The organism is Pseudomonas guariconensis, assembly GCF_040822035.1.
GTDB classification, from domain to species: domain Bacteria; phylum Pseudomonadota; class Gammaproteobacteria; order Pseudomonadales; family Pseudomonadaceae; genus Aquipseudomonas; species Aquipseudomonas guariconensis.
In genome coordinates, this window is the sequence record NZ_CP162012.1 from 3132592 (window position 1) to 3158349 (window position 25758).

Annotated in this window: 21 protein-coding genes and 1 tRNA gene; 12 read left to right on the forward strand and 10 right to left on the reverse strand. The window is 61.1% G+C overall.

Annotation, left to right across the window (positions count from 1 at the left end; genetic code table 11):
* Window positions 1-9: 9 nt before the first annotated feature.
* The 6 genes from AB1N67_RS14175 to csiR all read right to left on the reverse strand — a co-directional run bounded on the left by AB1N67_RS14175 (window position 10) and on the right by csiR (window position 5926).
* Window positions 10-564: a helix-turn-helix domain-containing protein gene (locus AB1N67_RS14175; protein WP_043208966.1), complete on the reverse strand. Its 555-nt coding sequence runs from the start codon at window positions 562-564 to the stop codon at window positions 10-12.
* 149 nt (window positions 565-713) lie between these two features.
* A complete protein-coding gene (locus tag AB1N67_RS14180) occupies window positions 714-2072 on the reverse strand; it encodes an aspartate aminotransferase family protein (protein ID WP_043208969.1) in 1359 nt (452 codons plus the stop codon).
* Between the two features lie 70 nt (window positions 2073-2142).
* Window positions 2143-2916, reverse strand: coding sequence for a gamma-glutamyl-gamma-aminobutyrate hydrolase family protein (locus AB1N67_RS14185; protein ID WP_043208971.1), 774 nt, complete (start codon window positions 2914-2916; stop codon window positions 2143-2145).
* A gap of 78 nt (window positions 2917-2994) precedes the next feature.
* On the reverse strand, window positions 2995-4341 hold the full coding sequence (locus AB1N67_RS14190; RefSeq protein ID WP_090344672.1) for a glutamine synthetase family protein: 1347 nt from the start codon (window positions 4339-4341) through the stop codon (window positions 2995-2997).
* Window positions 4342-4369: 28 nt separating this feature from the next.
* Window positions 4370-4924, reverse strand: a complete 555-nt coding sequence (locus tag AB1N67_RS14195) for an XRE family transcriptional regulator (RefSeq protein ID WP_043208973.1) — start codon at window positions 4922-4924, stop codon at window positions 4370-4372.
* A gap of 309 nt (window positions 4925-5233) precedes the next feature.
* The gene (csiR, locus tag AB1N67_RS14200) at window positions 5234-5926 is read right to left on the reverse strand and encodes a DNA-binding transcriptional regulator CsiR (RefSeq protein ID WP_043208975.1); all 693 of its coding nucleotides are present in this window, start codon (window positions 5924-5926) and stop codon (window positions 5234-5236) included.
* 180 nt (window positions 5927-6106) lie between these two features.
* Here csiR and glaH point away from each other — a divergent pair, with 180 nt between their 5' ends.
* The 8 genes from glaH to AB1N67_RS14240 all read left to right on the forward strand — a co-directional run bounded on the left by glaH (window position 6107) and on the right by AB1N67_RS14240 (window position 15624).
* Window positions 6107-7093, forward strand: coding sequence for a glutarate dioxygenase GlaH (glaH, locus tag AB1N67_RS14205; protein ID WP_043208977.1), 987 nt, complete (start codon window positions 6107-6109; stop codon window positions 7091-7093).
* A gap of 55 nt (window positions 7094-7148) precedes the next feature.
* Window positions 7149-8390, forward strand: a complete 1242-nt coding sequence (lhgO, locus tag AB1N67_RS14210) for an L-2-hydroxyglutarate oxidase (protein ID WP_367863089.1) — start codon at window positions 7149-7151, stop codon at window positions 8388-8390.
* A gap of 383 nt (window positions 8391-8773) precedes the next feature.
* A complete protein-coding gene (locus AB1N67_RS14215; protein ID WP_043208981.1) occupies window positions 8774-10306 on the forward strand; it encodes a sensor domain-containing diguanylate cyclase in 1533 nt (510 codons plus the stop codon).
* A 7-nt stretch (window positions 10307-10313) separates the two neighbouring features.
* Window positions 10314-11567 (forward strand): arsenic transporter, encoded by a 1254-nt coding sequence (locus AB1N67_RS14220; RefSeq protein WP_043208982.1) that lies wholly within the window; start codon window positions 10314-10316, stop codon window positions 11565-11567.
* A 206-nt stretch (window positions 11568-11773) separates the two neighbouring features.
* Window positions 11774-13543 carry a copper resistance system multicopper oxidase gene (locus AB1N67_RS14225; protein ID WP_367863090.1) on the forward strand — a complete coding sequence of 590 codons (1770 nt, stop codon included), beginning with the start codon at window positions 11774-11776 and terminating at the stop codon, window positions 13541-13543.
* Entirely contained in the window at window positions 13540-13950 is a 411-nt protein-coding gene (locus AB1N67_RS14230; protein ID WP_090344658.1) for a hypothetical protein, read from the forward strand. The genes AB1N67_RS14225 and AB1N67_RS14230 overlap by 4 nt, the downstream gene beginning before the upstream one ends.
* Window positions 13940-14884, forward strand: coding sequence for a copper resistance protein B (locus tag AB1N67_RS14235; RefSeq protein WP_090344654.1), 945 nt, complete (start codon window positions 13940-13942; stop codon window positions 14882-14884). Before AB1N67_RS14230 ends, AB1N67_RS14235 begins: the two co-directional genes overlap by 11 nt.
* Before the next feature lie 8 nt (window positions 14885-14892).
* Window positions 14893-15624: a cytochrome c gene (locus AB1N67_RS14240; protein WP_090344651.1), complete on the forward strand. Its 732-nt coding sequence runs from the start codon at window positions 14893-14895 to the stop codon at window positions 15622-15624.
* A 50-nt stretch (window positions 15625-15674) separates the two neighbouring features.
* Here the strand turns inward: AB1N67_RS14240 and AB1N67_RS14245 are convergent, their stop codons facing one another.
* On the reverse strand, window positions 15675-16778 hold the full coding sequence (locus AB1N67_RS14245; RefSeq protein WP_043208990.1) for a GlxA family transcriptional regulator: 1104 nt from the start codon (window positions 16776-16778) through the stop codon (window positions 15675-15677).
* Window positions 16779-17521: 743 nt separating this feature from the next.
* On the opposite strand from AB1N67_RS14245, the gene AB1N67_RS14250 reads away from it, so the two are divergent.
* The gene (locus AB1N67_RS14250) at window positions 17522-19264 is read left to right on the forward strand and encodes an EAL domain-containing protein (RefSeq protein ID WP_102081487.1); all 1743 of its coding nucleotides are present in this window, start codon (window positions 17522-17524) and stop codon (window positions 19262-19264) included.
* A gap of 189 nt (window positions 19265-19453) precedes the next feature.
* Here the strand turns inward: AB1N67_RS14250 and AB1N67_RS14255 are convergent.
* Window positions 19454-19530 (reverse strand) — tRNA-Val (locus tag AB1N67_RS14255).
* Between the two features lie 258 nt (window positions 19531-19788).
* On the opposite strand from AB1N67_RS14255, the gene AB1N67_RS14260 reads away from it, so the two are divergent.
* From AB1N67_RS14260 to AB1N67_RS14270, 3 genes are all read left to right on the forward strand, one after another.
* Window positions 19789-20952 (forward strand): aromatic ring-hydroxylating dioxygenase subunit alpha, encoded by a 1164-nt coding sequence (locus tag AB1N67_RS14260; protein ID WP_090344645.1) that lies wholly within the window; start codon window positions 19789-19791, stop codon window positions 20950-20952.
* Window positions 20953-20970: 18 nt separating this feature from the next.
* A complete protein-coding gene (locus AB1N67_RS14265; RefSeq protein WP_367863091.1) occupies window positions 20971-22632 on the forward strand; it encodes a choline dehydrogenase in 1662 nt (553 codons plus the stop codon).
* A 111-nt stretch (window positions 22633-22743) separates the two neighbouring features.
* On the forward strand, window positions 22744-23793 hold the full coding sequence (locus tag AB1N67_RS14270; protein ID WP_052352424.1) for a GlxA family transcriptional regulator: 1050 nt from the start codon (window positions 22744-22746) through the stop codon (window positions 23791-23793).
* Window positions 23794-23841: 48 nt separating this feature from the next.
* Here AB1N67_RS14270 and AB1N67_RS14275 read toward each other — a convergent pair whose 3' ends face one another.
* Together AB1N67_RS14275 and AB1N67_RS14280 are read right to left on the reverse strand one after the other, a co-directional pair.
* The gene (locus AB1N67_RS14275; protein ID WP_090344642.1) at window positions 23842-24789 is read right to left on the reverse strand and encodes a choline ABC transporter substrate-binding protein; all 948 of its coding nucleotides are present in this window, start codon (window positions 24787-24789) and stop codon (window positions 23842-23844) included.
* 51 nt (window positions 24790-24840) lie between these two features.
* Window positions 24841-25590, reverse strand: a complete 750-nt coding sequence (locus AB1N67_RS14280) for a class II aldolase and adducin N-terminal domain-containing protein (RefSeq protein ID WP_090344640.1) — start codon at window positions 25588-25590, stop codon at window positions 24841-24843.
* Window positions 25591-25758: the final 168 nt, after the last annotated feature.

Below are 25758 nucleotides of genomic sequence, written 5' to 3' on the forward strand. Positions count from 1 at the left end.
GACGAGCCCTCAGTTGAACACCCAGAGCACGCGGGTCGGCTTGTCCGTCAGGTTGGCATAACGGAAACGCGCGTGAGGTTGGAGCTGGAAACTGTCATTGGGGTGGAGCGTCACCGGATCGCCGTCATCCAGCCAGACAGTCAGTTCGCCTTCGAGCACGAAACAGCCCTGCTCCGAACTGTCGTCCAGATACTCTTCCCCGCTCGAGGCCCCAGGTTCGAGGTGGCTGTCGAGCATCGAGAAACCACCGGCGATGGTGGGCGACACGAGCACATCGGTAATCCCCCCTCCCAGATGTAGCGTACGGCGCTCATCCGGTCGCGTGACCCAGTCGAGCGCGCGGGGTTTTTCCAGGCTATAGAAGTAGGCCGTCGAGACCCCCAGCGTCTCGCTGATCGCCGTCAGGTCCGCCACGGTTGGGCGTGACACGCCCCGCTCGACCTGGGATAGAAAGCCCACCGAACGACCGATGCGTTGCGCGAGTTCGCCCAGGGTCAAGCCCTTGAACTTGCGCAGATCGCGAATGAGTATGGCGAGCCCTTCAATTTCTTCGTGCACTTTCATCGTGTGGTCTTGGCGGTGGGAGCGATGGTGTCGACGGAGGGTATTGGAGTGGGCCGTGCAAGGCAAGATCAAGGATCGAAGGGGACGGACTGGGCGGGCACGATGCCTGAAGAGCACCTCGGCAGGGAGCCTGCCGAGGTGCCGCAGGCTTACTGGACAGCCTGGTAAGTCAGGTCCAGGCACTTGCGGGCCTTTTCCACCAGCTCGTCGATCTCTTCAGTGCTGATCACCAGAGGTGGTGCGATGATCATGGTGTCGCCCACGGCGCGCATGATCAAGCCATTGTCGAAGCAGTGCTGGCGGCAGATCATGCCGATGCCCTTGCCTTCGTAGCGAGCCCGTGTGGCCTTGTCCTTGACCAGCTCGATCGCGCCTAGCATGCCCAGGCCACGCACTTCACCCACCAGCGGGTGATCGGCCAGTTCACGCAGACGTTTTTGCAAGTACGGTGCAGTGACGTCACGCACCTGCTCGATGATCTTCTCGTCGCGCAGGATACGCAGGTTTTCCAGGCCCACCGCCGCTGCCACCGGGTGGCCGGAATAGGTAAAGCCATGGTTGAAGTCGCCGCCTTCGCTGATCACTTTGGCCACGTCGTCCCGCACGATCACACCGCCCATGGGGATGTAGCCGGAGGTCAGGCCCTTGGCGATAGTCATCAGGTCGGGCTTGAGGTCGTAGTAGTCGGTGCCGAACCACTGACCGGTACGGCCAAAGCCACAGATCACTTCGTCAGCCACGAACAGGATGTCGTACTTGGCCAGGATCTGCTTGATCTTCGGCCAGTAGGTCTGCGGCGCAATGATCACGCCGCCTGCGCCCTGGATCGGCTCGGCGATGAAGGCGGCGACATTGTCCTCGCCTACTTCCAGGATCTTCTTCTCCAGTTGTTCAGCCGCCCACACGCCGAACTCGGCCTCGGACATGTCGCCGCCTTCACCGAACCAGTACGGCTGGGGGATATGCACGATATCCGGCAGCGAACCGCCCTGCTGGTGCATGCCGCTCATGCCGCCCAGGCCGGCACCCGCCACGGTGGAGCCGTGGTAACCGTTGATGCGGCCGATGATGACCTTCTTGTCCTTCTTGCCCTTGATCGCCCAGTAATGGCGAACCATGCGCAGCACGGTGTCGTTGCCTTCGGAGCCGGAGCCGGTGAAGAACACATGGTTCATGCCCTGCGGGGCCACATCGGCGATTGCTTTGGCCAGCTCCAGCGCCGGCGGGTGCGCGGTCTGGAAGAACAGGTTGTAGTACGGCAGTTCTTTCATCTGCCGGGCAGCCACGTCGGCCAGTTCGTCACGACCGTAGCCGACGGCCACGCACCACAGGCCCGCCATGCCGTCGAGGATCTTGTGGCCTTCGCTGTCCCAAAGATAAACGCCCTTGGCCGAGGTGATGATGCGCGGGCCTTTCTCGGCCAGTTGCTTGACGTCGCTGAACGGCGCCAGATGATGGTCTCGGCTCATGGCTTGCCAGGCAAGCGTCTGGGAATTCTTTTCACTCATTTATTGCTCTCCTTAACGAGGCGCAGCCGGGCTGCGTAATAACATTCAACGTTTCAATAGCGTTCACGGCTCAGGCGGTTTTCAACATCAACTGACGCAATACCGAGCGTTGCCGGCAGGCTTTGCCAAAGGTCTGGAAGATCGTCAGGTAATGCGGGTTTTCAAGTACCCGGAACTCCGGATGCCACTGAACGGCCAGGGCAAAGCTCTTGCTGCCTTCAACCGAGATCGCTTCCACAAGCCCATCCGGTGCCAACGCCTCCACCCTCAGCCCCGGCGCCAGCACATCGATGCCCTGGCCATGGATGGAGTTGACGTCGATGACCGCGGGCAAGCCCATACGGTCCATCAGGCCGCCTGGCTGGATATGCATTGCGTGGCGCGGGCCATACTGCTGGTCCACAGGCTCGTCCTTGCCTTCGCGGTGATCCATGAACAGACCGGTCTCATGGACCTTCTGGTGCAGGGTGCCCCCGAGCGCCACATTCATTTCCTGGAAACCCCGGCAGATGCCGAGCACCGGCACACCAGCGGCGATGGCCGCACGCATCAGCGGCAACGTCGTGGCATCGCGCAACGGATCGTGATGGGTGCCCGGCTCACTGGCCGGGCCGTTGTAGTGGAATGGTTCGATGTTGGACGGCGAGCCGGTGAAGATCAGCCCATCCACTGTGTCGACGATGTCGGCGGTATCCATCAGTTCACCGAGACTGGGAATCACGATGGGCAAGCCACACGCCGCCTTGGCCGCGGCGCGCGCATACTTCTCACTGATCGTCTGGGTCGCATGCTGTTCAATCATGCGAGTGCATGCAGTGATGCCGATAACGGGCACGCGTGGCATATCATCCTCCGGCAAATCAATATTGCGAGTTATTCAAACTGATTAAGAAAGTGGGGCGCAGTTGGGTGAAACGGATGCTCACAAGAACCAGCGATATTCACGCGCGTTGATGGCGTTCATGAAATCCAGTTGTTCCTGGCGTTTGTTTTCGCAATAGACCATCACGAACTCACTGCCCAGCCCCTCGTTGACCACCGGATGGTTGCGCATCGCAGCCACCGCGCTCAGGGCATCCTTGGGGAAATCGATACCGCTCGTGCGATCGTCATTGAGCGGTGCGATGGGTTCCACACCGCGATCAAGGCCATGCTCCATGCCGGTGAGAATGGCCGCCAGCACCAGGTACGGGTTGGCATCGGCGCCGGCCAGGCGGTGTTCGATGCGCAGGTTGCGTGGATCGGACTCGGGAATGCGAATGCACGCATCCCGGTCCTCGAAGCCCCAGCTGGCCACACTCGCGGCGTTGACCATGGCGCCGTAGCGGCGGTAGGCGTTGTGATTAGGGGCGAAGATCGGCATGCAGTGGGGCAGCAGCTCCAGGCAACCGGCGACGGCATGGCGCAGGTTGCGTTGTCCGTAACCGGCCAACAGGTTGTTGCCGGCCTCATCGTAGAGACTGACATGCACATGCATGCCGCTGCCCGGTGCGTCCAGGTAAGGTTTGCTCATGAAGCTGGCGCGATAGCCATGTTTCATGGCGACACCGCGCGTACTGCGGCAGAACAAGGCTGACCAGTCCGCCGCGCTCAGCGCGTCGTCACTGTGGGAGAAGTTGATCTCGAACTGGCCAGGGCCCAGTTCCGCGGTGATGACGTTCGCCGGCACACCCTGCTCGTTGGCGACATCCACCATCTCATGCAGCACGGACGAGAACCGCGACAGCCGTTCGATGTGCATGTTCGGCTGGTCGTCCTGGTCGCCGGTAGCGACATCGCGTGGGTACTGCGGCAGGCCGTCCTTGAGCGCGCGGTCGAACAGGTAGAACTCAAGCTCAAAGGCAACCACCGGACGAATGCCACGACTGGCCAGACGTCGCAGCACCCGGGCCAGCACTTCGCGGGGCTCGAACTCGATGGGCTTGGCGGTGCCATCGGAGGTGATCATCATCTGGGCGATCGCCTCCTTTTCCCAGCGCACCGGTTTCAGGGTGCCAGGCACCAGGCGCCGCGGTGCATCCGGGTCACCATCGGCAAAGCAATAGTCGCCAATCTTGTAGAGGCCACCCTGGGTCCCCAGCAACACACAGTTCTGCGGCAACTTCAAAGGCGCGCCTGCAGCCACTTTCTCCAGCATGTCCATGGGGTAGCGCTTGCCATAGAAATGCCCGGGAATATCCAGCGCAATCAGGTCGACGTAACGCACGTCTGGGTGTTGGGCGCGAAAAGCGCGCACTTCAGTCAGCAGATCCGGAAAGATGACACTCATCTTCTTGTCCTTGTGAGGTGAAACGAATTCAGTTGAAGACCCAGAGCACGCGGGTGAGCCTGTCCGTGAGGTTGGCGTAACGCAAACGCGCATGAGGTTGCAGCTGGAAGCTGTCGTTGGCGTGCAGGGTCACGGCATCGCCGTCGTCCAGCCAGACCGTCAGTTCGCCTTCGAGCACAAAGCAGCCCTGCTCCGAGCGATCGCTCAGGTGTTCGGGGCCACTGCTCGCACCAGGCTCGAGGCGGCTGTCGAGCATCGAGAAGGCGCCCGAGATCGTCGGTGAGGCCAGCACATCGGTGATACCCGAACCGAAGTACAACGTGCGCCGCTCATGAGGGCGGGTCACCCAGCTGACGGCGCGGGGCTTGCTCAGGTTGTAGAAATACGCGGTCGAGACGCCGAGTGTTTCGCTGATGGCGGTGAGGTCGGCCACGGTCGGGCGCGAAACACCCCGTTCAACTTGGGAAAGAAAACCAACCGAACGGTCGATGCGTTCAGCCAGCTCGCCCAGCGTCAGATTCTTGAACTTGCGCAGGTCATGAATGAGGATCGCCAAGGCTTCAACTTCTTCGTCCATCTTCATCGCTCAGAGGCAGCCGTGAAATTATTGGATTTATTTTTCATGAAAAAATACATGAAAAATTTCACGCGTCAAGCCAGGCGCAGCAAACGGCTGCCACCCATAGCCAGGGATTCAGATGAGGTCGGGGACGTCAGGCGCGCGGCCATCGTAGGCTTCGCCAGCGCCTACAAGAGAGGACCAAGCTTTCGCCGGGGAGACTGAGGCCAGCTCCTATCCAGTGAGGCGGTTTTACACTGGGGACGCTGCGCCAGGGTTCGTGGGCGCTGGCGCAGCCTGCGATCGAGTGCGAAGCACTCGCCTGCTGTTTGGCTACAAGATGTCGGATTCGCGTTCGATGATCTGCGTGATGATCGGCACCGGCGTCATCAAATGCTCCAGCATCATCTTGCTGGCCTTGGCGGCATCGCGCCCCAGGATGGTACTGACCAGCTCGGCGTGCTCTTCGCGCTTGAGCCGCAACGCCGCTTCGGACAACACCGTGCGCTTGAGCCAGATCTGCCGGTAGCGTTCGGCCTGATCCTGCAGGAAGGCACGCGCCTGCAGGAGGCTCTTGGAGCCGCAACCACTGGCAATGGCATTGTGGAAAGCTTTGTGCCGGGCATCCCAGATATCGACCATTTCCTGCGGACTGTGCAACTCGACCACCTTCGACAGTGTGTGCGAACACGCCACGATGGACGCCTCCCAGGCTTCATCGCCCTTCTCTACCGCCAACCCCACGATCAAGGCCTCCAGGTGAGCCCGGGCGGTGTAGACATCGAGCATCTCGTCCAACGACATCGGTGCCACCCGGTAGCCCTTCTGGTTGATCGCGCTGACCAACCGCTCCGCCACAAGCCGCGCCAACACCTCGCGCATCGGCCCCACACCGACGGCGTAACGGTCTTTCAAGGCGCTCATCAAGAGTTTTTCACCGGGGCGGAAGACGCCACGGAGAATGTCGGATTTCAAGCGCGAATAGGCAGCATCTGATGCGGTTTCAGCGAGGTCTGTGTGGTCCATCCAGAGGGCTCTCTTGCTAGGCGCACCTATCATACCGGACTCCGTTCAGACACGCAGATCGTGTACAAAACACAATAATTGCGACGATATTTAAAAATGTAGACATTTTTTAATTTCGGCGATATTTTTGCCCCACGACCTGACCCGTCCTCTCAACCGCCCGGTTAACAAGGAGTCGCCATGAACGCCCTCACCCACATCGATATGCCTGTCCTCGAGCAACCTGCCCTGCTGCACGGTTTCACCTTGCAGTCGACCTCCCAGTCCGAGCGCCTGTTGGAACTGCGCTTTGCCAAGGAGACCGTCGACGCCTTCGTCGCCGCGGTCGCCCAATGGCCGGTCCAGGCCTTGGAGTACAAATCGTTCCTGCGTTTCCAGTTCGGCAAGATCCTCGATGACCTGTGCCAGGGCACTTTGCGCCCGGTCATCGTCAACACCCTGCTCGATCGCAGCACTGGCGGCCTGCTGGTCACCCCTGAGGGCCTGGACAACGTCTCCCAGGCTGAAGACATGGTGAAACTCTCTACCGCTGTGGCCCATCTGCTGGGCCGATCGAATTTCGATGCCATGAGCGGCCAGTTCTACGCGCGCTTCGTGGTCGAGAACGTCGATAACTCCGACAGCTACCTGCGCCAGCCACACCGGGTGATGGAGCTGCACAACGACGGCACCTTCGTGAACCAGATCACCGACTATGTACTGATGATGAAAATCGACGAGCAGAACATGGAAGGCGGCAATTCCCTGTTGCTGCACCTGGACGACTGGGCTGACCTGGACCGTTTCTACAAGCACCCGCTCGCCCGTCGGGTGATGCGCTGGACCGCGCCACCGAGCAAGAACACCCGGGAGGATGTATTCCATGCCGTGTTCGATACCGACTCGGTGGGTCGCCCGACCATGCGCTACATCGACCAGTTCGTGCAGCCAGAGAACTACGAGGAAGGCACCTGGCTGTTCCAGTTGGGCGAGTCACTCGAAGGCAGTGCGCACAAGGTGTCGATTCCGGTTCCGGTCGGCTCGTTCCTGCTGATCAACAACCTGTTCTGGCTGCACGGCCGTGACCGCTTCGTCGCTCACCCGGGCCTGCGCCGCGAGTTGATGCGTCAGCGCGGCTACTTCAGCTTCCCGAAAATGGAACACCACCGGGGCCAGACCTCCAACTGATGCTCAGCATGGCCTCGGCGCCTGTGGGCCGGGGCCATCTGCAAGGAACAGACTCATGTACGATTTCGTGATCATCGGCGGCGGTATCGTCGGCATGTCGACAGCGATGCAGCTGGCTGACCAGTACCCCGAGGCGCGCCTGCTGCTGCTCGAGAAAGAGAGCAGCCCAGCGCAGCACCAGACCGGCCACAACAGTGGTGTGATCCATGCGGGTGTCTATTACACGCCCGGCAGCCTGAAAGCAAAGTTCTGCCTTGAAGGCAACAAGGCCACCAAACGCTTCTGCGATGAGCACGCCATCCCCTACGACAACTGCGGAAAACTCCTCGTCGCCACCAACGAGCTGGAGATGCAGCGTATGCGCGCCCTGTGGGAGCGCACTGCGGCCAATGGCCTGGAGCGTCACTGGCTGTCGGCCGGCGAACTTCGCGAACGCGAGCCCAACATCGTCGGCCTGGGCGGGATCTTCGTGCCCTCCAGCGCCATCGTGAACTACGCTGCGGTGACCGCTCAGATGGCCAAGGAGTTCGAGAAAAAAGGCGGCACCCTGCAGTTCGATACCGAAGTCACCGGGCTGGTCGAACAGGCAGACTCGATCGTCGTCCAGACCGACCGGGGCACTTACACGACCCGCTACCTGGTGTCGTGCTCGGGCCTGATGGCTGACCGAGTCGTACGCATGCTCGGTGTCGAGCCAGGTTTTACCATCTGCCCGTTCCGTGGCGAGTATTACCTGCTGCCACCGGAGCACAACCGGATCGTCAATCACCTGATCTACCCGATCCCGGACCCGTCCATGCCGTTCTTGGGTGTACACCTGACCCGGATGATCGATGGCACCGTCACCGTCGGGCCGAATGCAGTGCTGGCCATGAAGCGCGAGGGCTATCGCAAATCCGATGTCTCCCTGAGCGACCTGGGCAACATGCTGGGGCACCGTGGTATCCGCAAAGTGCTCAAGGACAATCTTCGCCCAGGGCTGATCGAGATGAAGAACTCGCTGTTCAAGGGGGCCTACCTCAAGACCGTGCAAAAGTACTGCCCGAGCCTCGAGAAGAAACACCTCAAGCCCTACCCGGCCGGCGTGCGCGCCCAGGCGGTGTCCAATGACGGGAAGCTCATCGATGACTTCCTGTTCGTCAACACCGCCCGTAGCGTCAACGTCTGCAATGCGCCTTCCCCGGCGGCCACCTCAGCCATTCCGATCGGGGCCTACATCGTGTCCAAGGTCCAGGAAATCGTCGGCGATGAATTCAAGAAAACGTCCGTGCCGGCACTTCAGGCCCAAGCCGTCTGAACATAGGCTGTTGCCTTCGCAAGGTGGTGCGACCTTCCACTGGGTGGCAAGGCTGACCCAGGGCCACCGACTCGAGCTGCTCGCCCTGGCCAGTCTATTGATCGCCGTTTTCATGCTTTGATCCCCGCCGGGCTGCCTGCTGGAAGCAATGATTCAGCAGGCAGTCATTTGACGTATTCTTCATAATATCTGTCAGACACTCCGACATAAGCAGTGTTATATTTCGCCAATTGGACCACCTGGTTACTTCTTGACCGCTAGGTTAGCCACCCGTGGCAGTGTCAGTCTGCTTGATGTGTGGCACAGGGCCGGGAGTGCCCGTTGCGAATCCCCCACGCATTCGCGACCCGCAAGAGAAATCGGAATTCCCATCAGGTATCTATGTGAAGCGTGACATCCACCTCGTCGTTCTGCTGCTGTCGATCATCGGTTGTTCGCTCGCATCGTTGACACTGTGGAAGGTCATGGCCTCTCGCGAGCGGGCACTGGAAGACATCAATACCCACGCCTTGAACCTCACCCAGGCACTGTCCACCTATTCTGAGGGCATCGTGCGACAGAGCTCGCTGCTGTTGCTCGGCCTCATCGAGCGGCTGGAAACCGAAGGCAGCGGGCCTTCGCAGATCGAACGCCTGAGCCAGCTGGTGAGCCGTCAGCACCCGTTGATGCCGCAGTTGAGCGGCATCACCATCTATGACAAGGATGGCCGCGGGCTCATGTCCTCCAACAGCCCCATGCCCGTCGGTGCCAACAGCAGCGACCGCGCCTACTTCATCCATCACCGCGACGATCCTTCCCGCGAGCCGTTCATCGGCCTTCCTATCCGCAGCCGCACCAACCAGGAATGGGTCATCACCATCAGCCGCCGCTTCAACGACGCCCATGGCGATTTCGCCGGCGTCGTTGCCGTGACGCTGGGCGTGGAGAACTTCCTGCACCTGTTCGGACAGCTGGATGTGGGCCAGGACGGCGCCATCGGGCTGTCGTACACCGACGGGGCGATACTGGTGCGTTACCCGTTTCGTGAACAGGACATGGGACGCAACTTCTCCAAATCGCCCATCTATGCCAAGTACCTCGTCGATCAGTCAGTGGGCACGGCCTCGTTCACCTCCAGCCTGGACGGCGTGGAGCGCCTGTATGCATTTCGCAAGAGCGACACCCTCCCCCTGGTGACAACCGTCGCCCTGGGCAAACGCGAGGCGCTCGCGGCCTGGCGCTTCGAGGCGCAACTGTCGGCGTTGGTGGTCTGCGGTCTGCTCGCCCTCACCGGCGCCATCGGCTGGCTGCTGATTCGCGCCATGGGCCGACGGATCGCCGCAGAGCGTGAACTCAGAGAGACCCAACAACAGTTGCTCGACAGCAATCAACAGCTCGAACGCCAGGCGATGCTCGATGCTCTGACCGGACTCGCCAACCGACGCCGCTTCGACGAGGTGCTGGACGAGGAGATTCGAAGAGCCCGTCGAAGTGGGACGCCATTGTCCCTGCTGATGATCGATATCGACCACTTCAAACGCTACAACGACACCTACGGCCATCCGGCCGGCGATGCCTGCCTGCAGCGAATCGCCGGCCTGCTCACCGGCTGCATCCGTCGCCCGTGCGACCTGCTGGCACGTTACGGAGGCGAAGAAATGACAGTGGTCCTGCCCGACACCGACTGCGACGGTGCCGTCGTCGTGGCGCGGCTGATGCTGGAGTGCCTGGCCATGGCGTCCATCGCCCACCAAGGCAGCCCTTTTGGCCAGGTGACCGCCAGTATCGGCATCGCCTGCGCGGCCGGTGCCTCCCTCGACAGCAGCCAATCGCTGCTCGAACGCGCCGACCAGGCGCTCTATACCGCCAAGCAGGCGGGCCGCAATCGCCTGCATGTCGCCACGACGACCGGCATTTCCTTACCCGCTGGATCCTGAATCGAGCATGACACTCTCCAACCCCTCACTCCTCATCTGGACCGTGGCCGCCCTGGCCACCTGTGGCGTCATCCTGCGCCCCTGGCGCATCCCTGAATACGTCTGGGCCATGGGAGGCGCGCTGCTGCTGACAGGCCTGGGGCTGATTCCATTGCACCGTGCCATGGCCGCTATCGCCGAAGGCGGTGATGTCTATCTGTTTCTCATCGGCATGATGGTATTGGCCGAACTGGCACGACAGGAAGGTTTGTTCGACTGGCTCGCCCGGTACGCGGTGGGCCACGCCCGTGGCTCCGGGCAACGGTTGTTCGACTTGGTGTTCTTGGTAGGCACGCTGGTTACCGTGTTCCTCTCCAACGATGCGACTGCCGTGGTGCTGACCCCGGCGGTCTACGCCGCCTGCCGGGCGGCCAAGGCCGAACCGCTGCCGTACCTGTTCATCTGCGCGTTCATCGCCAACGCCGCCAGCTTCGTGTTGCCGATTTCCAACCCCGCCAACCTGGTCGTATTCGGCAGCCAGATGCCGCCGCTGCTGGAATGGCTCAGGCAGTTCACTTTGCCGTCGCTGGCGGCCATCGGCCTGACCTACGCGGTCCTGCGGATCACCCAGCGTCGGCAGATTCGCCAACCCTTGGCCTTGGAAATCGACCCGCAGCCCTTGTCCCAAGGGGCCAGGCTGAGCGCCGTGGGGATTGTGCTGACCGGTACCCTGTTGCTGACGGCGTCGGCACTGGACATGCCCTTGGGCCTGCCCACCTTTTGCGCAGGTCTGGCCACCACCGGGCTGATCCACCTGCGTCAGCGACGTAGCCCGATGCCGGTGCTCAGGCACGTGGCCTGGGGCGTGCTGCCGCTGGTGGCAGGTTTGTTCGTGCTCGTCGAAGCCGTGGCCCAGACCGGCGTCATCGACCGGCTGGCTCAGGCCCTGGCGGCACGGGCCCAGGTCTCGCCCACCCAGGCCAGCTGGGCCGCAGGCGTGGGTGTCGCCCTTGCCAGCAACCTGATGAACAACCTGCCCACCGGGCTGATCGCCGGGGCCATGGGGCATCTGGTCGAGTTACCCGGACAGACGACGGCCGCACTGCTGATTGGTGTAGACCTGGGCCCTAACCTGTCGATCACAGGCTCCCTGGCGACCTTGCTATGGCTGGTGGCAATCCGTCGCGAAGGCGAGCATGTCAGTGCCTGGCGCTTCCTGCGCCTGGGCTTGCTGGTGATGCCGCCAGCGCTGACTGCTGCATTGTTGGCATTGATGCTCTGAGCGCAAAACCAGGGCACTTAGCTCGACCTTGAGCAAGATCCTGATGCTGCCCGCCAACACCTGACAGATCTGTAATGTTGCACTCAGTTTTCTGACAGCGCTGCCTGCCTATCGTAAGCCTGGAAAGTGCGAGTGCTCTCGGGACCAAGGACGCTGACCCGATAGCCCGTACATCAGCCACTATATGACTGACTGGACGCAACGGCATGCAAAGCAAAACCACAAGACGATCCTTCGTCAAAGGCCTGGCCGCGACCGGACTACTGGGTGGATTGGGCATGTGGCGCACACCGGTCTGGGCCGTGACCAGCCCCGGCCAACCCAGCGTGCTGACGGGCACCGAGTTCGATCTGTATATCGCAGACCTGCCGGTCAACTTCACCGGCGCCGCGCGTACGGCCATGGCCATCAACGGCTCGCTGCCAGGCCCCATTCTCCGCTGGCGCGAGGGCGACACTGTCACGCTGCGTGTGCGCAACCGCTTGAAGCAGGACACCTCCATCCATTGGCACGGCATTATCCTTCCGGCGAACATGGACGGGGTGCCTGGGCTGAGCTTTCACGGCATCGCCCCCGACGGGATGTACGAGTACAAGTTCAAGGTCCAGCAGAACGGTACCTACTGGTACCACAGTCACTCTGGCCTTCAGGAACAGGTCGGGGTGTATGGCGCGCTGGTCATCGATGCCAAGGAGCCCGAGCCATTCACCTATGATCGCGATTACGTGGTCATGCTCAGCGACTGGACCGATGAGGATCCTGCCCGGGTTCTGTCCAAGCTCAAGAAACAGTCCGACTACTACAACTTCCACAAGCGCACCGTTGGCGACTTCGTCGACGATGTCAGCGAAATGGGCTGGTCGGCGGCCATGGCCGATCGCAAGATGTGGGCCCAGATGAAGATGAGCCCCACCGACCTCGCCGACGTCAGTGGCTATACCTACACCTATCTGATGAATGGCCAGGCCCCTGATGGAAACTGGACCGGCCTTTTCAAACCCGGCGAGAAAATTCGGCTGCGCTTCATCAACGGCTCGGCCATGACTTATTTCGATGTGCGGATCCCCGGCTTGAAGATGACTGTCGTCGCAGCGGATGGTCAGCACGTCGATCCCGTCTCGGTCGATGAATTCCGAATCGCCGTGGCGGAAACCTACGATGTCATCGTCGAGCCCGAGGACGCGCAGGCGTACACCATTTTCGCTCAGTCCATGGACCGTACCGGGTATTCCAGGGGCACCTTGGCAGTAAGCGAAGGCCTGCAGGCGCCCGTCCCCGCGGTCGATCCACGCCCGCTCATCTCGATGAGCGACATGGGTATGGATCACGGCAGCATGACTGGCATGGACCACAGCCAGATGGCTGGAATGGACCACGGCAGCATGGCGGGTATGGACCACAGCCAGATGGCCGGGATGGATCACGGCAGCATGGCTGGCATGGACGGTGCCATGCAGACCCATCCTGCGTCGGAAACCAACAACCCTCTGGTCGACATGCAGACCATGACCCCGACGCCCAAGCTCAATGATCCTGGAATTGGCCTGCGCAAAAACGGCCGCCGTGTGCTGACCTACGCGGACCTGCGAAGCACCTTCGCTGACCCGGACGGCCGTGAGCCGGGGCGGACCGTGGAACTGCACCTGACCGGTCACATGGAAAAGTTCGCCTGGTCTTTCGACGGCATCAAGTTCTCCGATGCCGAGCCGCTGCGCCTGAAGTATGGCGAGCGTCTTCGCATCACGCTGGTCAACGACACCATGATGACTCACCCCATCCACCTGCATGGCATGTGGAGCGATCTGGAGGATGAACACGGCAACTTCATGGTCCGAAAACATACGATCGATATCCCCCCAGGCTCCAAACGAAGCTACCGCGTGACGGCGGATGCCTTGGGTCGTTGGGCCTATCACTGCCACCTGCTGTTCCACATGGAAATGGGCATGTTCCGAGAAGTTCGTGTGGACGAATGAACTGGAGATCTGAAATGAGCAAAACCATGAAACGAAACGCCTATGTCTTCTCTGCCGCATTGGCAGGCCTGCTGGCGGTCTACACGCCGTCCTCGTGGTCCAGCGATGATCATGAGCAACACGTTCAGAAATCTACCCAGGCTGCCGGCCAGCCCGATGCCATGAAGGGGATGGACCATGGCTCGATGAAAGGCATGGATCACAGCAAGATGAAAGGCATGGACCATGACGCGATGAAGGGCATGGATCACGGCAAGATGAAGGGCATGGACCATGACGCGATGAAGGGCATGGATCACGGCAAGATGAAAGGCATGGACCATGACGCGATGAAGGGCATGGATCACCGCAAGATGATGGAATCCCAGGGCGGCGACAAAGCCAAGGCAGGGAAAGATGACCAATAGGCGGGTGCGACCCTCGCTCATGGCATTGGCCATTTCCCTCGGCACACTGGGCGGGACGCCGAGCTTCGCGGCTGAAAAAATGGAGCACTCGTCGATGGACCACGGCGCCATGCAGGGCATGGACCACGGCAAGATGGGTCATGGCAGCATGGAGGGGATGGACCACGGTGCCATGGATCATTCAATGATGAACCCTGGCACCGACGACGCCCCCCGAACGACCAGTCGAACGCCCATTCCGATCCTCACGGACGCCGATCGCAAGGCCGCGTTTCCCCCGCTGGACGGTCACAAGATGCATGACAGCGCGATCAACAGCTTCTTCTTGCTCGATCAGCTGGAATATCAGGACGCGGACGAAGGCAGTGCGCTGGCCTGGGATGCCTCGGGATGGGTGGGGGGCGATATCAATCGGTTGTGGATCCGCTCCGAAGGCGAACGGACCAACGGGGTGACCGAGGATGCCGAGTTGCAATTGCTCTATGGCCGCGCCATCGGCCCTTGGTGGGACGTGGTGGCCGGGGTTCGCCAGGACTTCAAGCCCGAATCACCGCAGACCTGGGCAGCGTTTGGTGTGCAGGGCATGGCGCTTTACGACTTCGAAGCCGAAGCCACTGCGTTTATTGGCGAGAATGGTCAGACAGCCGCGCGTCTTGAGGGCGAGTACGACATTCTGTTGACCAATCGCCTGATCCTGCAGCCCATCGCCGAGGCCAACTTCTATGGCAAGAACGATCCTGCGCGCGGCGTCGGTTCGGGCCTTGCCAACACCGAAGTCGGCCTGCGTCTTCGTTATGAAATCGTTCGTCAATTCGCGCCGTACATCGGCGTTACCTGGAGCCGTTCCTACGGCAAGACCGCTGACCTGATTCGCGACGAAGACGGGGATGTGGAAGAGGCGCGCTTCGTTGCCGGGATTCGGATGTGGTTCTGAGACCTTGAATGAAAAGAACAATGACAACGCTCGTGGTCGCAGGCGCGGTAGCGAGTGCCGCCGTGTTGGGCGCCGCCTACTCGGGCCTGGTCAACGTGGGGGCCGATGATCCCCACTTCCCCGCCGTGCATGCCTTCCTGGTCATGGCCCGGGAGCGCTCCATCGAAGTGCGCGCCAGGGATATCGAGGTGCCGAACCTCAAGGATGAAGCACTGATCCGCACGGGAGCGGGCAACTACAACGCCATGTGCGTCGGGTGCCACCTCGCCCCTGGGGTTGACCAGACCGAACTCAGCCAAGCGCTCTACCCCCCGCCTCCGAACCTGGCCAAGATCGGGACCGGTGATCATCCCGCCGTGGCGTTCTGGACCATCAAGCATGGCATCAAGGCCACAGGCATGCCGGCATGGGGCAAGAGCATGGGGGATCAGTACATCTGGGGGATCGTCGCCTTCCTCGATCGACTGCCCCAGATGGACGCTCAGCAGTATCAGGCGATGGTGGCGAGCAGTGGCGGCCACCAGCACAGCGGTGGTGAGAGTGCGATGCACAGCGCTGGAGGCCACCATGGTCAGGGTACGGAGCAATCGAAGGCGCATCATCCACCCTCCGACTCAGCACACAGCTCAGGTCACCACGATGGGCATGGCGGGGCCGAAACGGACGTTGCCCAGCCCGCCACACCTTCGCCAACGACGCATGTCCACCGAGATGGAAAAGAGCACACCCACGGAAACTGAAGGGTCACTGGCGGGAGGGGTCGCTGTGCCCCTACCCGTTTTGCGCAGGGTTAAAGTTTTAACTTCACGCTCGCGAAAGTCGACTCGCTTTGTGCTTGGTCGAGCGAACTTTTAGTGGTGTCGTCTGGCCCCTTTGTCTCGTCGTCATCCAGCAGCAGCTTTTGCGAAGTATTGGAGGTAGCTCTTTCGTTTTTCGGTGGCGCGCCGAAGTATTCCCGGTAGCACTTGGAAAAGTGCGGCGTGGAGACAAAGCCCACCACGGAAGCCACCTCGATGATCGACATGTGCGTTTGCTTGAGTAATTGACGCGCCCGGACAAGACGCAACCGCAGATAATAACGAGAGGGGGTACAGTTCAGGTTTTTCTGAAACAATCGTTCAAGTTGGCGCCGTGAAATATTCACATATTTGGCCAGCTCATCCAGATCAATCAACTCCTCCAGATTGGCCTCCATCAGCGCGACGATTTCCTGCAACTTCGGCTGATTGGTGCCGAGCATATGCTTGAGCGGCACACGCTGATGGTCCTGCTCATTACGAATACGCTCATACACGAACATTTCTGAAATGGCCGCCGAGAGTTCTCGACCGTGCTCGCGACTGATCAGGTGCAGCATCATGTCCAAGGGGGCTGTGCCTCCCGAACTGGTGAAGCGGTTGCGATCCAGGCTGAACAAGCGGGTACTCATGTTTACCCGCGGAAAGGCTTCCTGCATCGCGCCCAGGCACTCCCAATGCACGCTGCAATCGAAACCGTCGAGCAACCCGGCGCAGGCAAGCGCCCAACTGCCGGTGCATACCCCGCCCAAGCGCCGCGACTTGCGCGCCTGGGCCTGTAGCCAAGTGATATGTTCACGGGTGACGGTGCGTTGAATGCCGACGCCACCGCAGACAATCACGGTATCCATCGGCGGCGCGTTGTGCATGGCGGCGTCGGGGACAATCTGCAAGCCATCGCTGGCCCAGACTTGGCCACCATCGACGGTCAGGGTGTGCCAACGGTAGAGCTCGCGTCCAGAAAGCTGGTTGGCCATGCGCAGCGGTTCGACGGCGGACGCCAGGGAGATCAGCGTGAAACTGTCCAGCAAAAGAAAGCCGATGGACTGGGGAGGAAAGCCGTTTTGAGCAGGCTTTCCGTCCTTTTGCGACGACATACAGATACCTCTTCGACATGCAGGCGAGCACCCATCAAGGGCTACTTTTAATAATTCTCGAAATAATCGATATATTAAAATTTGTTTTTTTAGTTATTTGAAAATTGCAACGTTAATCCTGCGGTCGCAAAGACGCCGTGTTTTTTGAACCGTCGTTCAACAATACCACTTAGCACGCTAACTTGTTTTAGCCCCAACGGGGTGCGAGCCGTCAATGTGAAAGCAGCTTTCGCTTGGGAAGCGACACGATTTAGCTCTCACACATTCGCCGTATTGGCCTGATGAGACATGCATTGTTCGACTAATTATTCTTACTTTACTAGAGGGTCAATGTACGTGCTGGGTTTAAAGGGTACGTAATCTGTTTACGTCATTTTTTTGCCCATGTGCGACCTGCCGGTGCAGGCTGGTGGGGCCGATTTCGCATCGATCACCCAAGGTACCGCCCATCAGGCAAGTGCACCCCTTCCCGCTTATAAAGAAGGCCATTGGCCTTTATCCATGCAGCCTATCGCATGTGACTTTGCCCGGACCGGCCCGCTGCAGCTGTACGGCCACGATCGATAAAAATATTGCCCGCCAGCGAAAGATTTCCTCTCTGCAGCAAAAACTCACTCTCTAAAAAGCTTAATAATCATGTGGTTTTAGCCATTACTGAAACACGTTTTCAGTGCACGAACCCCTACTGCGCAACACCAAAATTGCAGCGTCCTGACCGTGGACCGAAAGGAATTTGAAGCGCAATGCAACGCTTGAAAACTGATCTGTGCAACATTGACCTCTCCATGTTTGAAGTATTCACCGACGCTTCGATGCATACCGTGGTAATCATTAATGAACGGGGTATCGTCCAAGCGGTCAGCCGCTCGGTCCAACAAGACTTTGGCTATGGGCAAGAAGAACTCATTGGGCGAAACGTGTCGTGCTTGATGCCTACGGATTATGCAAAAGCCCATGACGGCTATTTGGCCAATTATTCCAAGACCGGGAATCGAACGATAATTGGCGTAGGTCGTGAAGTCGTGGGGCAGCGCAAGGACGGCTCGCAGTTCCCCATGTACCTGAATGTCAGTGAATTTCAATTCGACGGGCGTAAGGCTTTTGTCGGCATCTGCTATGACATCAGCGAGCGGCGCCGGTTATCGGAGCGCATCATCCAACTGGCTGCGCATGACAGCCTCACCGGCTGCCTCAATCGCCATCAACTGATCAAAACCCTGGACAACGCGCTAGTGCAATGCCGGATACAACACGAGCAACTTGCCGTGTTGTATATCGACCTGGATGGTTTCAAGCAGATCAACGACAACTACAGCCACACCATCGGCGATAAAGTGCTGACACAAGTCGCAGAGCGCTTTCGTGCCAGCCTTCGCGAAAACGACAGTTTGGGACGGATTGGCGGCGATGAGTTCATCGCACTCATCACCTCGAGTGACGAGCTCACGCTGCAAGCAGTCTCCCATCGCCTGTTGCATAGCTTGGAAGACCCCTTCCTGATCAATGACATGCCGCTAAGAGTCTCCGCCAGTATCGGCATAAGTTTGTATCCCCAACATGGAGAAACCAGCGATGCATTGGTCAGCGCTGCGGACATCGCCATGTATCAGGCAAAGTCCAGTGACCGCATGCAGACATGCCTGTTCGACCAAGAGATGCGAAAAAAATCAGAGTACGTTTTCCAACTCTCGACGCGTTTGCGCGAGGCCATCCAGAAAGAAGAATTCGAGCTGCATTACCAATTGCAGTTCGACCTGCAAAGCCGAGCCCCTTGCGGACTGGAAGCCTTGATACGTTGGCGTGACCACAGCGGCACGCTCATTGCGCCGAATGAGTTCCTACCCATCGCGCAAACCTATGGGCTGATGCCAGAGCTGACGCGGTGGGTACTGGATAAAGCCTGCCAAGACAATGCCCGACTGATCGAAGAGGGTGTGTTGGATGTCCCCGTCGCAGTGAACATCAGTGCCAGTTCATTTTGCAGTTACGACTTCGTGCAAACGGTGACCAACCTTTGCGATGCAGCCCGCCTGCCCACCAACCGCCTGGAAATCGAAATCATCGAAGATGTCGCCATGCACAATCTGGAGTTGGTGACCGAGCACGCACGCGCGCTGAATCACGCTGGGATTTCACTGTCCATGGACGACTTCGGAACCGGCTACTCGTCACTGAGTCGTCTGCGCGGCTTGCACTTTCATAAATTGAAAATCGATCGGTCTTTTGTAAAGGAACTTTCTGATAATACCTCCGACCAAGCCATCGTCCGTGCGATCTTGGGGATTGCCCATGCGCTGGATATGCAGGTGGTGGCCGAAGGTATCGAAACGCAGGCACAACTTGAGTGGCTTCGCGACAAAGGCTGCGAACAAGGCCAAGGCTTCTGGCTCGCCCATCCCTTGCCACTGGGGGCGTTGATCGAGTGGTTACAGAGCCAACCTCGTCACACCATGCCCTGCAGCCAGGCGCCTAGAAAGGTGCACTGAACACTTTCAGCGGACCTGTCGCTGTCACGGGACAGGTCCAGGCCTACTTCGAGATGAACACGCGCCTAATTCCAACCTGTATGTGTGAAGTGGCCCTTCTTAGGCGGGGTTTGCAACAACTTTGCAAACGAAAAAAGGGCGACCCTTGCGGATCGCCCTTTTCGTGCCCGGAAACCCGGGGCTTTTGTTTGGTAGGCACAATTGGACTCGAACCAACGACCCCCACCATGTCAAGGTGGTGCTCTAACCAACTGAGCTATGTGCCTGTCGTGTGGCGCGCATATTAAGGGGGCGCCCCCCAGCTGTAAAGCGCTTTTTTCAAAAAAATCAAAAACTTTGCCAACGGTGCCAGGCCAGGGGCGAAGACCGCGCCCCAAGGGCACGCTCCTATCGCCGTAGCACTCCCGCCAACACAGGCGAATGTTGTCGCTTTCCATCAAGAGCGCCTGTTGCCCCTCCCCTAGATTAACTTCCGAGCAAGCCCCTGACCGAACCCAAGGGGCAGTGTCTGGAGGAGACCAGCCATGCAATCCGTCGAACAGTTCAAGCACAGCACTTGCATTGCAGATTGGGCCGATCAGCGCCCGGAACAGGCGTTCACCCTGCCCTCGCGTTACTTCTTCGATGAGCAGATTTTCGCCGCCGAACGCGACCGCATCTTCATGAGCGCCTGGCACCTGGCCGGACATCGCAACGAGTTCGCAGAGCCCGGGCAATTCGTGGTTTGCGACATCTTTGACCAGAGCGTGGTGGTGGCCTGTGGCAACGATGGCAAGATCAATGCCTTTCACAACGTCTGCCAGCACCGCGGCAATCGCTTGCTGGACGTGCGCCGGGGCAGCGACACCCGGGTGCTGCGCTGCGCCTATCACTCCTGGTGCTACGAAATGGACGGCAGCCTGCGCAGCGCACCACGTAGCGAACGGCTGATCGCCTTCGACAAGCAGCAGTTCAATATTCCCAAGGTCCGCGTCGAAGAGCTCGGTGGCTTCGTCTACTTCAACTTCGACGCCCAAGCCCCCTCGCTGGCCGAACTGTTCCCCGGCGCCGATGAAGAGATGCGAGCGGTGTTTCCCGAGCTGGGCAAGATGCGCCTGATCGAGGAGCAGGACGTGATCGTGCCGGCCAACTGGAAGGTGATCATGGACAACTCCATCGAGGGGTATCACTTCAAGCTGTCCGGCCCTTGCCATATCGACCTGGCCAAGCTGATCGACTTCAAAGGCTACCGCCTGACCAAGCGTGACAACTGGTGGACCTACATCGCCCCAGCCAACCTGCAGGCCGAGGAAGCCTACGGCGTGAAACTCAGCGGGCCGCGCAACCCCGACGAGCGCTTCTTCAACATTGGCCTATGGCCGAACAACACCTTTTATACCTTCCCGTTCTCCGAGTTCCTCGGCACCTTCATCATGATTCCGCTGGACGCCGAACGCTCGCTGCTGCGCTTTGGCTACTACAGCCCGCACGAACAGGTGCCGGCGGTTTCCCATGCCTGCATGAAATGGATGAACGAAGATCTGGGCCCGGAAGACATCGAGCTCAACATCAGTGTGCAGAAAGGCCTGCACTCGCTGGGCTACGACCAAGGCCGCTACATGATCGATGCCGAACGCAGCAACGAAAGCGAGCACCTGGTGCATCACTTCCACAAGCTGGTGTTCGACGGAATCGGCGAAGGCCGCTGACCGTTGAGGGAGAGCCTTATGCTCGGGCATGAATACGACTACGTGATCATCGGCGCAGGCTCGGCCGGCTGCGTGCTGGCCAAGCGCCTGGGCGAGAACCCGGCGCTGCGCATCCTGGTGCTGGAGTCCGGCCCGCCGGACGCCAGCTGGACCATCGACATGCCCTCGGCCGTGGGCATCGTGGTGGGCGGCACGCGTTTCAACTGGCGCTACAGCAGCGAACCGGAGCCGGGCCTGGACGGCCGGCGTATCGGCACGCCACGCGGGCGCACCTTGGGCGGTTCCTCGTCGATCAACGGCATGGTCTACATCCGCGGCCATGCCCGCGACTATGACGGCTGGGCCGAGCACGGCTGCGAGGGCTGGAGCTACCGCGAGGTGCTGCCGTACTTCATCCGTGCGCAAAACCACCGGGACGGCGCCGACCGCTACCGGGGCGGGGCCGGGCTGCTCCACGTCACCCCAGGCGATACGTCGTCACCGCTGTGCCAGGCCTTCATCGAAGCCGGACAGCAAGCCGGCTACGGCGCGAGCGGCGACCTCAATGGCTACCGCCAGGAAGGCTTCGGCCCGGTCGACCGCACCACCCGCGACGGCAAACGTTGGAGCACTGCTCGCGGCTACTTGGCCGAAGCGCTCCAAGGCGGCAACGTCACGGTCGCCAACTCGGCGCTGAGCCGCCGGATTCTGTTCGACGGCGACCAGGCCTACGGGGTGGAATTGGAAATGGACGGTGCCGTGCACCAGGTGCGCGTGCGCCGCGAAGTGCTGCTCAGCGCAGGCGCCATCAACTCGCCCCAACTGCTGATGCTCTCCGGCGTCGGCCCTGCCGAGGACCTGCAGCGCCTGGGCATTCCCGTGGTGCGGGATCTGCCAGGGGTTGGCCAGCGGCTCAACGATCATCCCGACACCGTGGTGCAGTACCGCTGCAAGCAGCCGGTGTCGATCTATCCCTGGACGCGGGCGCCAGGCAAATGGCTGATCGGCGCGCGCTGGTTCGCCAGCCACGATGGCCTGGCGGCGAGCAATCATTTCGAGGCCGGCGCCTTCATCCGTTCGCGGGCGGGCGTTGAGTTTCCCGACCTGCAACTGACCTTCATGCCCCTGGCGGTGCAACCGGGCAGCGTCGATCTGGTGCCGGAGCACGCGTTCCAGGTGCACATCGACCTAATGCGCCCCACCAGCCTGGGCAGTGTCAGCCTGACCAGCGCCGACCCGCACCAGGCGCCACGCATCCTGTTCAACTACCTCACCAGCGAACGCGACCGGGCCGACATGCGCGCCGGTGCCCGACTGGTGCGCGAGATCCTCGCGCAACCGGCGATGCGTGCCTATGCGGGCGATGAGCTGGTACCCGGTGCCGACCAAGTGAGCGATGCGCAGCTCGACGCCTGGGCGCGGCGCGTCACCGAGACCGGCTACCACGCCAGCGGCACGTGCAAGATGGGCCCGGCCGGCGATCCGGAGGCGGTGGTCGACCCGCAGTTGCGCGTGCATGGCCTGCGTGGTTTACGGGTGGTCGACGCCTCGATCATGCCGCAGATCGTCAGTGGCAACACCAACGCGCCCACGGTGATGATCGCCGAGAAGGCCAGTGACTTGATCCGCGGCCATGACCCGTTGCCGGCCAACGATGCCCCGGTGTGGATTCACCCGCACTGGCGCCAATGCCAGCGCTGAAGCGCGCTTGCCAAAGCCGACCCGCTGCGCTTGGATAGGCGCAGCGGGCCTTTTCTATGAACGAGGCGCCGGCCCATGCAGCCGACGCCCATTGTCGAGCCTGGTGCAACCATGAACCGATCCGAAACCCTTGGCCTTCAATGGCAGGGCCCCGCCAGCCCTCCCCTGCGCATCGGCATCCTATTGTTGCCGTCGTTTTCCAATTTCGGCCTGGCCTCGCTGATCGAGCCATTCTCGATCGCCAACTGGCTGGCCCAACGCAGCCTGTTCCAGTGGACCCTGCTCTCGGTGGACGGCCAGCCCGTGCCCGCCAGCAACGGCCTGCTGGCCAGCGCCCAGGCAGGCATCGGCGAGCACACCGAGTTCGACGCCTGCGCGGTGATTGCCAGCTTCGACGTGCACCGCCATGCACGCAACCCGGCGCTGAAGGCCTGGATCAAGCGCCAGGCCGCATTCGGCGCAATCATGGTCGGCATCGAGACCGGCACCGAGCTACTCGCCGCCGCCGGCGTGCTCGATGGCCATCCGGCGGCGGTGCACTGGGACAACCTGCAAGGCTTCCAGGAAAGCTACCCCAAGGTCCAGGCGTGCGCGCAGCTCTACTCGCTTGGGCGCAAGCGTCTGACCTGCGCGGGCGCCACCGCCGTGCTGGATATGGTCCTCAACTGGCTGGATCACCTGGCCGGCGGCAATCTGGCGCGCGAGGTGGCCATGCACATGCTCATCGAGCAGGTGCGTGAGCCGCAGGTCCAGCAGGCTGAGGGTTATCGCCGCAGCCTGCACGCCCAAGCGGGCAAGATGGGGCGGGCCATCGAGCTGATGGAGCAGCACCTGGAAGAGCCGCTGAGTTGCGAGGCTATCGCCGAGCGGGTGGCGCTGTCGCGTCGGCAACTGGAGCGCCAGTTCATGCAGCACACCGGCCTGACGCCATTGAAGTACTACCTCAGCCTGCGCCTGGCGCGTGCGCACAACCTGTTGCAGCAGACCCGCATGAGCGTCGCCCAGGTAGCCGCCAGCGCTGGGTTCGGCTCGTTGGAGCACTTCTCCCGCGCCTACCGCGCCAAGTTTGGCTGTGCGCCGAGCAATGACCGTTCGCAGAGTTTGAACGCGCCGGTCATGCGTCAACCGTTAGGGCATGACCGGCAGCCGTTGGCGATCTAAGCGCAATGCGAACCTTTGGGGCCGCAACGCGGCCCCGGGGGCCTTGCGCTAGAGCCCCAGGTAACGGCGCACCGCCGACACGCCCGGCTGGCCATCGAAGGTCGTCACCCCCGCCAACCAGCTGTCCAGCACCTGCGGATTGCGCTTGAGCCATTCACGCGATGCCAGCGCAGGCTTTCGCTTGTCGTTGAGAATCGCGCCCATGATCTGACTCTCCATCCCAAGCTGGAACTCCATCCGCGATAACAGCGCCCCAACGTTCGGGCACTCCTGGCCAAAGCCTTTGCGGGTGTGGGTATCGACCACCGCAGCGCCATAGTTGGGCCCGAAGTCGTCATCGCCGCCACTGAGGTAGCGCATCGACAACTGGGTGTTCATCGGGTGCGGCTCCCAGCCCAGGAACACGATCGGTTTTTTCGAGCGCACGGCCCGGCGCACCTCCACCAGCATGCCGGCCTCGCTCGACTCGACCAGGCGAAAATCCTTGAGGCCGTAGCGATCCTTGTCGATCAGGCCTTGGATGATCTGGTTGCCGTCGTTGCCCGCCTCGATGCCATAGATGCGCCCCTGCAACTGGTCCTTGAGCCGGGCGATGTCCTTGAAATCCTTGAGCCCAGCCTCGTAGGCATAGTCCGGCACCGCCAGGGTGTACTTGGCGCCGGTCAGATTGGTGCGCACCCGCTCGACGCTGCCTTTTTCCAGAAACGGCGTAGAGATCGCCGCCATCGAGGGCATCCATGCGCCGAGATAGACATCGATCGTCTTCATCTCCATGGCTTGGTAAGCCATCGGGATCGACAGCATCTGCGTCTTGGTCTTGTAGCCCAGGCCCTGCAGCACGGTGGTGGCAAGGCCTGTAGTGGCAGCGATGTCGGCCCAGCCGACCTCGGCGAAATGCACGGTCTGGCAGGCGACGGGTTCCCCCGCCTGGGCGGTGGCAAAGGCTGCGGCGAACAGCGATGCGGCGAGCACGGATACGGCTGTTTTCTTCGGCATGCGAGCGACTCCAGAACGGTTGAGGGTGGGCGTGGCAAAGGGTTGGGACGTTCAGGCGCGGTAGTCCGGCTCCTGTTCATCGAGGATTTCCTGCAGCGCGGCAAAATGGCGGGTGGCGAAGTCCGGGTAGTCCAACCACTGCCGGGCCGTCTTGCGCGCCACGGCGTCGCTGGCGATGCGCAGCGGGCGGCCGGTGGCCAGGGCGGTGAGGTAGAGCTCGCAGGCGCGCTCGAAGTAGTAGAGATCGTCGAAGGCCTGGGCCACGCTGGGCGCCGCCACCAGTACCCCGTGGTTGCCCATCAGCAGGATCGGCTTGTCGCCCAGCTGACGACTCACTCGCTCCGCTTCATCCCCCAGGCCCATGCCATCGAAACCCTCGTCGATGGCCACGCGCTCGAAGAAGCGCATGGCGTTCTGCTCGATCGGCGGCAGGCGTGAATCGGCCAGGCAGGCCAAGGCCGTGGCGTACTTGGAATGCACATGCAGGATGCAGCGCGCGTGCGGGTGCTGGCGATGCAAGGCACCGTGCAAAGCCCAGGCGGTGATGTCCGGCGCCCCGGGGCGCTGCAGGGCCGAAGGATCATCGGCATCGAGCAGCAACAGGTCGCTGGCGCGCATCCTGGAAAAATGCCGCCCATAGGGGTTGATCAGAAAGCGCCTTCCGTCCTCGGACACGGCCAGGCTGAAATGGTTGGCGATGGCCTCGTGCATGCCCAGGCGGGCAGTCCAGCGAAACGCGCAAGCGAGCTCGACGCGGAGCTGGGCATGGGCGTCTAACACGGCGATGGATGGGTTGTGCATGGCAGTTCCTCGGGCTTCGAGCGCACCCCCCGGGTACGCATTCACATCCCCGAGTCTAGGGAGCACACAACCGAGGACTTGACGCGATGCGACCTGGCTTGTCGCGAATGCACGGGCGGTAATGGCTGTCGCATTCGGTCAAGATCGCGCCCAGGGGCCTGGCTATGG